The following is an 8,882-nucleotide window of genomic DNA, read 5'->3' on the forward strand; positions in this document are numbered from 1 at the left end:
GCTTCGCAATGGGCTTGGTTCAGAGCGGTCATGGTGTGTTCCTGAGTTCGATTCTTGTTGGAAGTTACTATCTTTCGCAGCCGCCCGCGAGGGCGGGCTGCTCAGGCCGCCTTGGGTTTTGGCGGGAACTTGGGTGCGTGCAGACCCAACTGCATGCCCTGGTGGACCAGGGCCATGATGTCTTCATGGGCCAGGTCGAACAGGCGCTTGAGGTTGGGCAGGGCGAAGTAGATGGGTTGCAGGATGTCGATGCGATAAGGCGTGCGCATGGCTTCCAGCGGGTCGAAGGCCTGGTGCTCCGGCTCTTCGGACAGGCTGTACACGGTTTCCTTGGGCGAGGAGAGGATGCCGCCGCCGTAGATGCGCCGTCCGGTCGGGGTGTCTACCAGGCCGAACTCAATGGTCATCCAGTACAGGCGCGCCAGGTAGACACGCTCTTCCTTGGTGGCTTGCAGGCCGAGCTTGCCGTAGGTGTGGGTGAATTCGGCGAACCAGGGATTGGTCAGCAGCGGGCAGTGGCCGAAGATCTCGTGGAAGATATCCGGTTCCTGCAGGTAGTCCAGCTCTTCGCGGGTACGAATGAAGGTCGCCACTGGAAAGCGCTTGCTGGCCAGCAGTTCGAAAAAGGTCTGGAAAGGAATCAGTGCCGGCACCCGGGCCACTTGCCAGCCCGTGGTTTCGCCGAGAACCTTGTTGATTTCACTCAGTTGCGGAATGCGGTCGTGGGGCAGGCCGAGCTTGTCGATGCCGTCCAGGTACTCCTGGCACGCGCGGCCCTCGATCACTTTCAACTGGCGCGTGATCAGGGTGTTCCACACCGCGTGTTCTTCGGGTGGATAGTCGATAAAACCTTGCGCGTCGGGCTCGCGGGCCACGTACTGCGTCTGCTTCATGCTGCTCTCCTGCCAGGGGATGCGTTCTTGTTATGTGTGACCCCAGTGATACCCCAGGGTGCGACGCTTTGCAGCAGTTAGCCGCCGGTGACGGAGGGGCGTAGAGCGTCATTTTGTAAACTAATCGTTACGTTTTTGGCCCGGGCTCCCAATTATTGTGGGTTTTCAGGTTTGAAAAAGCACTTTGCTGTCACATAATCTTGACGATTATCTGCATCACCCAGCAGAAAGTTTGCAAATGCCGGCGTCAAAAGCGTCGGCTTTCGGCGTTTATGCCCTCCATTATCCGCTTCGGGGCTTTCTTCATGCGTATCAAAGTTCACTGCCAGAACCGCATCGGCATCCTGCGGGACATCCTCAATCTGCTGGTGGAATACGGGATCAACGTGGCCCGGGGCGAGGTGGGTGGCGAGCATGGCAATGCCATCTATCTGCACTGTCCGAACCTGATCAACTTGCAGTTCCAGGCGTTGCGCCCCAAGTTCGAATCCATCGCCGGGGTGTTTGGCGTGAAAAGGGTCGGGCTGATGCCCAGCGAGCGTCGGCACATGGAGCTCAATGCGCTGCTGGGGGCCCTGGAGTTTCCGGTGCTGTCCATCGACATGGGCGGCTCCATCGTGGCCGCGAACCGGGCGGCGGCGCAGTTGCTGGGCGTGCGGGTGGATGAGGTGCCGGGGATTCCACTGTCACGCTACGCCGAGGATTTCGATCTGCCGGAGCTGGTAAGGGCCAACCAGTCGCGGATCAACGGGCTGCGGGTCAAGGTCAAGGGCGACGTGTTCCTGGCGGATATCGCCCCGCTGCAATCCGAACACGATGACAGCGAGGCCATGGCCGGCGCGGTATTGACCCTGCACCGGGCGGATCGGGTAGGGGAGCGTATCTACAATGTGCGCAAGCAGGAGCTGCGGGGCTTCGACAGTATTTTCCAGAGCTCGAAAGTCATGGCGGCGGTGGTGCGCGAAGCCCGGCGCATGGCGCCACTGGATGCGCCGCTGCTGATCGAAGGCGAGACCGGTACCGGCAAGGAGTTGCTGGCCCGCGCCTGCCACCTGGCCAGCCCTCGGGGCCAGTCGCCGCTGATGGCCCTCAACTGCGCCGGGCTGCCGGAATCCATGGCCGAGACCGAGCTGTTCGGCTATGGCCCCGGGGCCTTTGAGGGGGCTCGGGCCGAGGGCAAGCTCGGGCTGCTGGAGCTGACGGCCGGCGGCACCCTGTTTCTCGATGGTGTGGGGGAAATGAGCCCGCGCCTGCAGGTCAAGCTGCTGCGCTTCCTCCAGGATGGCTGCTTCCGCCGTGTCGGCAGTGACGAGGAGGTGTACCTGGATGTGCGGGTGATCTGCGCGACTCAGGTGGATCTGTCCGAGTTGTGCGCACGGGGCGAGTTTCGCCAGGACCTGTACCACCGGCTCAACGTGCTGTCCCTGCATATTCCGCCACTGCGCGAATGCCTCGACGGTTTGACGCCCCTGGTGGAGCACTTCCTCGACCAGGCCAGTCGCCAGATCGGTTGTCCGCTGCCGCTGCTGGCTCCGGCGGCCATGGAGCGCCTCAGCCACTACCACTGGCCGGGCAATGTCCGGCAGTTGGAGAACGTGCTGTTCCAGGCGGTCTCGCTGTGTGATGGCGGCACGGTCAAGGCCGAGCATATCCGTCTGCCGGATTATGGCGCCCGCCAGCCGCTGGGGGATTTTTCCCTGGAGGGCGGCCTGGAGCAGATTGTCGGGCGCTTCGAAAAGGCCGTGCTGGAAAGCCTCTTTGCCGAGCATCCCAGCAGTCGGCAGTTGGGTAAGCGTCTTGGGGTTTCCCATACCACCATCGCCAACAAGCTGCGACAGTACGAGGTCGGCAAGGAATCGCCGGAATGAAAAAAGCCCCGCTCATGAAGCGGGGCTTTTCGTTTGGCTCGGGGCTGGCAGTCTTCAGATATGGAAGTAGCCGACACAGGAGTCAAAAGGCAGGCGCTTGAGTTCGATCTTGTTCATGTCGAACACTTCACGCAGGGCCTTGGTTTCGCCCGGGAAGTTGCGGTAGGCGACTTCGTCGAGGACCACGATGGCGCCCTTGGGCATGTACGGCAGGAAGGTTTCCAGGGCGACCTTGGTCGGTTCGTACAGGTCGGTGTCGAGGATCAGCATGGCCACCACCAGGTCCGGGCGCGACTTGACGAATTCCGGCACGGTCTTGCAGATGTCGCCCTTGACCAGCTCGCAGCGCGGGATGCGGTTGACCGGACGCAGCAGGTCGTTGGCGTCGATCATGTCCTGGATCAGCGACTGGTCGGTGTCGGAGAACATGCTTTCGTTGATGTCGGCCGGGTCCTCGTCCTTGTTGATGCTGGTGAAGCCTTCGAAGGTGTCGAAGCCGACGATGGAGCGGTTGATGGCATAGGGTTCGAGAATCATCGACAGGTGCATGTAGAGCATCAGCGAGTTGCCCTTGTACACGCCGCACTCAATGATCGCCCCAGGTACATCCATGACCTTCTTGAACAGCTCCATGCGCGACAGTGCGGCGGTGACGTTGATGCGGTTGGCGAAGACGAAGGGCGCGTCGGCAACGTACTCGGCGTCGACCCGCTTGAGTACGCCGGCGCGGGTTTCGTTGTATTCAGCTTCGGCGGGGGTAAGGCGACGTTTGGTCATGGCTTGAATCCTTGGAAATTCGAGAAGTCGTGGGCGTGGAAGTAGTCTTTGAAGCCGGAGCCGACGTCAGGGCAGGCGCTGTCGACGTTGGGGGCTCCGCGGTTGTGTTTCAGGTCTTCGAGGTGCATCAGGCGGAAGTCCACGCTGAAGCGGGTACGGTCGGTGCGGTTGGGGACAGTGCCGTGCAGGTGCGAGCCGGAGAACACCAGCATCTCGCCTGAGTTGCCGGCGATGCGCAGCTCGGAGCTGTCATCGATCGCCCCCACGGGCACCGGGTGGACCCGTACTTCTTCGGTCAGGTTGTCCTTGGCCTTGTGTCGCTGGTTGCTGATCCAGTCCTTCAGGCTCCAGTCTTTCGAGGTGTTGGCCACCGGCTTCGCGAAGTAGCTGGGGTTGATCATCATGGTCTGGTCCGGGGTGATGGTGTAGACCGGCATCCAGGTGTTGATCTGGCAGTCCACGCTGCCGTACCAGCTGTCGCGATGGGGCTTGTAGGCGTAGCTGACGCCAGCGTGCAGGTAGTCGTAGTTGGGCACGACCCGCAGGCGCGGTACGTCGAAAATGTAGTCCCGAGGATCGATGCCGATCTCGTGAATGAAGCCAAGGATCAGATCCTTGACGCGCTGGCTGTTGGTGAACTGCCCCTTGAGTCGGGTAACCCGGCTGACGAACTCCTCCACCGGCATCATCGTGTGCAGAGCCTGATGGTTGGTTTCACCATCGAACGCCGCGGTGATGCTTTCCTTGGCGAACCCGCAGAGTTCTTTTGCGGTGGCCAGGTCGGTGTCCAGGAAGATATCCCCGGAATAGATGGCTTCCTTGAAGTCAGCTGTCTTGCGCAGCTGATTGAGGTACAGGTTCAAAGTGTTTCTCCTTGGCAGTCACTGGCTTAGGTGTCGGCCACCCCCCCGCAAACTGAAGTCGCGATAGCCAGTCACTGTGCCTTGCAAGATCTGTTCACAAAGTGTCCGGTCCGGGTGAAGGGCTGGCCCGGCTCATGCGACCGATACTTGCCGTTAGCGGCATAAGTCCGCCGTTTTTTCGTCTCTCATTCCGTCCTGAAAATCCCCTTGTTCGCGGCAAAGCCCCGTCCTGCATGGGGGGCGTTGCTGGAAGTGAAAGTTGGTGTAGAAATTGCTTACGCCATGCTCAGTACAGTGTGGGGCGGCAAACGTCCGGCAGATGAGGAACGATTGTGGACAAGTACCTTTATGTGGCAATGACCGGCGCCAGCCAGAATGCTCTGGCGCAAAAGGCTCATGCCAACAATCTGGCGAACATCTCCACCAACGGTTTTCAGCGCGACCTGGAGCAGGCGCGCGCGATGCCGGTGTTTGGTGACAGTTTTCCGGCGCGGGCCTTTGCCATGGGTGAACGGCCGGCAACGGATTTTACTCCCGGCTCCATGGTGGAGACCGGTCGTGACCTGGACGTGGCTGTCAGCGGCAAGGGCTGGATCGCTGTGCAGAGCCCCGACGGCAGCGAAAGCTATGTGCGCACCGGCAGCTTGAATGTCGACGCTCTGGGCGTGCTGCGTGCCGGCAACGGCATGCCGGTCATGGGCAATGGTGGTCCTATCGCCGTGCCGCCCGAGCAGAAGATCGAAGTCGGCCAGGACGGCACCATCAGCATTCGTGCCATGGGTGAAGGTCCGCGGGTCATGGCCGAGGTCGATCGCATCAAGCTGGTCAATCCGGATATCAAGAACCTGACCAAGGGCCTCGACGGGTCGATCAAGACCAAGGACGGCCAGCCGGCGCCTGCCGATGCCAATGTGCAACTGGTGTCGGGTTTCCTGGAGTCGAGCAACGTCAATGCCGTGGAAGAAATGACTGCGGTGCTGGCCTTGTCCCGCCAGTTCGAATTGCACGTCAAGATGATGAACAGCGCCAAAGAAGACGACCAGGCCATGGCTCGGGTCTTGCAGATCAGCTAATTACCAGTATCTAGCGCCGTAAAACAGGCGCGAGAGGAGAATCGAATGCTTCCGGCTCTATGGGTTGCCAAAACCGGTCTGTCCGCCCAGGACACCAACCTGAGTGTTATTTCCAACAACCTGGCGAACGTATCGACCACGGGTTTCAAGCGTGATCGCGCCGAGTTCCAGGACCTGCTGTACCAGATCAAGCGTCAGCCCGGTGCCCAGTCGACACAGGACAGCGAGCTGCCAACCGGCCTGCAGGTCGGTACCGGTGTGCGCATCGTCGGTACGCAGAAGAACTTCACTGCCGGCAGCCTGCAGACCACCGAACAGCCTCTGGACCTGGCCATCAATGGCCGTGGCTTCTTCCAGATCCTGCAGCCCGATGGCACCACGGCCTATACCCGTGACGGTACTTTCCACCTCAATTCCGATGGCCAGATCGTCACCGCCAGCGGTTTCGCCCTGGAACCTGCGGTGGTTGTGCCCGACGACGCGCAGACCTTCACCGTGGGTCAGGACGGCACCGTATCCATCACCATCGCCGGCAACCCGGCTTCCCAGGTGATCGGCAACCTGCAAACCGCTGACTTCATCAACCCGGCGGGCCTGCAGTCCCAGGGCAACAACCTGTTCCTGGAAACCGCCGCCAGTGGCGCGCCGCAGATCGGTACCCCGGGCCTCAATGGCTTCGGCACCACGCTGCAGAACACCCTGGAAGCGTCCAACGTCAGCACCGTTGAGGAAATGGTCAACATGATCACCACCCAGCGGGCCTACGAGATGAACTCCAAGGTGATCTCCACTGCGGACCAGATGCTCTCGTTCATTACGCAGAAGCTGTAATCAAGTCTTGAGGTCGCCACGGGTCTGAAGTGGCGCACCGGCAACATCGTGAGGAAGGGTCATGAATCGGTTTATGTGTGTTCTAGCGCTGAGTGGGAGTGCCGTGCTCGCGGGCTGTGTTGCTCCGCCGCCCAAGCCCAATGACCCTTATTACGCCCCGGTGTTGCCGCGCACGCCGCTGCCTTCCGCGTCCAACAACGGTTCGATCTATCAGGCCGGCTTCGAGCAGAACCTGTACAGCGACCGCAAGGCGTTCCGGGTGGGTGACATCATTACCATCACCCTGAACGAGCGGACCAGCGCCAGCAAGGGCGCCAACTCGGCCCTGAACAAGACCAGCTCCAACAGCATCGGCCTGACCTCGCTGTTTGGTGCCGTGCCCAACACCAACAACCCGTTGGGCGATGGCGACCTGACCCTCAATGCCGGCTACAGCGGCAACCGCGCCACCAAGGGCGACAGCAAGGCCGCGCAGAGCAACAGCCTGACCGGTTCGATCACGGTCACCGTGGCCGATGTGCTGCCCAACGGCATCATCGCAGTGCGCGGCGAGAAGTGGATGACTCTCAACACTGGCGATGAGCTGGTGCGGATTGCGGGCCTGGTGCGGGCGGACGATATCGCCACGGATAACACCGTGTCTTCGACCCGTGTGGCAGATGCACGCATTACCTATTCGGGTACCGGCTCGTTTGCCGATGCCAACCAGCCTGGCTGGTTCGATCGTTTCTTCCTCAGCCCGCTGTTCCCTTTCTAGGTGATGAGAAGCCTCATGTTCAACTTCAAGCACCTGATGGCGGCGGCCTTGTTGCTGTCCACTTCCCTCGGCGTTCAGGCCGAGCGGTTGAAGGACATCGCCAGTATTTCCGGCGTGCGCTCCAACCAGTTGATCGGTTACGGCCTGGTGGTCGGGCTTAACGGCACCGGCGACCAGACGACCCAGACCCCGTTCACTCTGCAGACCTTCAACAACATGCTGTCGCAGTTCGGCATCAAGGTGCCGGCCGGTTCCGGCAACGTGCAGTTGAAGAACGTCGCGGCGGTGTCGATCAGTGCCGATCTGCCAGCTTTCGCCAAGCCGGGTCAGCAGGTGGATATCACCGTTTCGTCCATCGGTAACTCCAAGAGCCTGCGTGGCGGCACCCTGCTGCTGACCCCGCTCAAGGGTATCGATGGCAACGTCTACGCCATTGCCCAGGGCAACCTGGTGGTGGGCGGTTTCGACGCCGAGGGGCGTGACGGTTCGAAGATTACCGTCAACGTACCGTCTGCCGGGCGGATTCCCGGTGGTGCTTCGGTGGAGCGCGCTGTACCCAGCGGTTTCAACCAGGGCAACAGCCTGACCCTGAACCTCAATCGCTCGGACTTCACCACTGCCAAGCGCATCGTCGACAAGATCAACGACATGCTCGGCCCGGGCGTGGCCCAGGCTATCGATGGCGGTTCGATCCGGGTCACTGCGCCTCTGGACCCAAGCCAGCGCGTGGACTACCTGTCGATCCTGGAGAACCTGGAAATCGATCCGGGCCAGGCGGTGGCCAAGGTCATCATCAATTCCCGTACCGGAACCATCGTCATTGGCCAGAACGTCAAGGTGTCGCCGGCGGCGGTGACCCACGGCAGCCTGACCGTGACCATCACCGAAGACCCGATCGTCAGCCAGCCCGGTCCGCTCTCCAATGGCCAGACTGCAGTGGTTCCCCGTTCGCGGGTCAATGCCCAGCAGGAAGCCAAGCCGATGTTCAAGTTCGGCCCGGGTACCACCCTGGACGAGATCGTTCGTGCGGTGAACCAGGTGGGAGCCGCTCCAGGCGACCTGATGGCGATTCTCGAAGCCTTGAAACAGGCCGGCGCCTTGCAAGCCGACCTGATCGTGATTTGAGGTGACAGCCATGGATATACGTAAGAGCGGATTGATCGGCAGTGGCGATACCGGGTCCTATTCCGACCTCAATCGCCTGCAGCAACTCAAGGTCGGCGACAAGGACGGCGAAGCCAACGTGCGCAAGGTGGCACAGGAGTTCGAGTCGCTGTTCCTCAATGAAATGCTCAAGTCCATGCGCAAGGCCACCGATGTCATCGCCCAGGACAACCCGCTCAATACCCCGGCGGCCAAGCAGTACCAGGATATGTACGACCAGCAGTTGGCAGTGTCTCTGTCTCGCGAGGGGGGCGGTATCGGTCTGGCCAACGTGCTGATGCGCCAGATGATGAAGAACAAGCCCGCTCATCCGGGCACGACCCACACGGCCTTGCCGGCCACGACGCCAGTGGCGATTCCGACCCCGATTGCCGCTGGCACCACCGCTCAGGATGGTCCGTTGAGCCGGGTCAATGGTCAGCGACCCATGTGGGCCTCGCGTGCCCAGGACCCATTGCGCAGCACGGTGTCGCATAACGATATGGCGTTGCTCAATCAGCGGCGCCTGTCGCTGCCGAGCAAACTGACCGATCGCCTGTTGACCGGCATCGTGCCATCGGCCGGTGCGACCGCTGAGGCTTCTACCCAGAACCTTGCGCCCACCCGCAATAGCGCAGCCGCCGATGCGGTGCTGCGTGGCGAGTGGCGGGGGAATC

9 protein-coding genes are annotated in these 8,882 nt (G+C 61.3%); 6 read left to right on the top strand and 3 right to left on the bottom strand.

The window, feature by feature from the left end; translation table 11 throughout:
• Positions 1–101: 101 nt before the first annotated feature.
• Entirely contained in the window at positions 102–893 is a 792-nt protein-coding gene (gene phhA, locus BLX41_RS04460; protein ID WP_123723930.1) for a phenylalanine 4-monooxygenase, read from the bottom strand.
• Between the two features lie 305 nt (positions 894–1,198).
• On the opposite strand from phhA, the gene BLX41_RS04465 reads away from it, so the two are divergent.
• On the top strand, positions 1,199–2,761 hold the full coding sequence (locus BLX41_RS04465; protein WP_123723972.1) for a sigma-54-dependent transcriptional regulator: 1,563 nt from the start codon (positions 1,199–1,201) through the stop codon (positions 2,759–2,761).
• 54 nt (positions 2,762–2,815) lie between these two features.
• Here the strand turns inward: BLX41_RS04465 and BLX41_RS04470 are convergent, their stop codons facing one another.
• Positions 2,816–3,538 carry a TylF/MycF/NovP-related O-methyltransferase gene (locus tag BLX41_RS04470; protein ID WP_060838116.1) on the bottom strand — a complete coding sequence of 241 codons (723 nt, stop codon included), beginning with the start codon at positions 3,536–3,538 and terminating at the stop codon, positions 2,816–2,818.
• Positions 3,535–4,401, bottom strand: coding sequence for a phytanoyl-CoA dioxygenase family protein (locus BLX41_RS04475; RefSeq protein ID WP_123723931.1), 867 nt, complete (start codon positions 4,399–4,401; stop codon positions 3,535–3,537). The genes BLX41_RS04470 and BLX41_RS04475 overlap by 4 nt, the downstream gene beginning before the upstream one ends.
• A 332-nt stretch (positions 4,402–4,733) precedes the next feature.
• Here BLX41_RS04475 and BLX41_RS04480 point away from each other — a divergent pair, with 332 nt between their 5' ends.
• The 5 genes from BLX41_RS04480 to BLX41_RS34430 all read left to right on the top strand — a co-directional run.
• Positions 4,734–5,474 (top strand): flagellar basal body rod protein FlgF, encoded by a 741-nt coding sequence (locus BLX41_RS04480; protein WP_102864054.1) that lies wholly within the window; start codon positions 4,734–4,736, stop codon positions 5,472–5,474.
• 45 nt (positions 5,475–5,519) lie between these two features.
• The gene (flgG, locus tag BLX41_RS04485; protein WP_123723932.1) at positions 5,520–6,305 is read left to right on the top strand and encodes a flagellar basal-body rod protein FlgG; all 786 of its coding nucleotides are present in this window, start codon (positions 5,520–5,522) and stop codon (positions 6,303–6,305) included.
• A gap of 61 nt (positions 6,306–6,366) precedes the next feature.
• Positions 6,367–7,062 (top strand): flagellar basal body L-ring protein FlgH, encoded by a 696-nt coding sequence (gene flgH, locus BLX41_RS04490; RefSeq protein ID WP_123723933.1) that lies wholly within the window; start codon positions 6,367–6,369, stop codon positions 7,060–7,062.
• Between the two features lie 15 nt (positions 7,063–7,077).
• The gene (locus BLX41_RS04495; protein WP_123723934.1) at positions 7,078–8,187 is read left to right on the top strand and encodes a flagellar basal body P-ring protein FlgI; all 1,110 of its coding nucleotides are present in this window, start codon (positions 7,078–7,080) and stop codon (positions 8,185–8,187) included.
• 10 nt (positions 8,188–8,197) lie between these two features.
• Positions 8,198–8,882, top strand: a 685-nt coding sequence (locus tag BLX41_RS34430; RefSeq protein WP_259744402.1) for a rod-binding protein, incomplete at its 3' end; no start/stop codon positions are given.

Source organism: Pseudomonas protegens, from assembly GCF_003732485.1.
Classification (GTDB): Bacteria; Pseudomonadota; Gammaproteobacteria; order Pseudomonadales; family Pseudomonadaceae; genus Aquipseudomonas; species Aquipseudomonas protegens_B.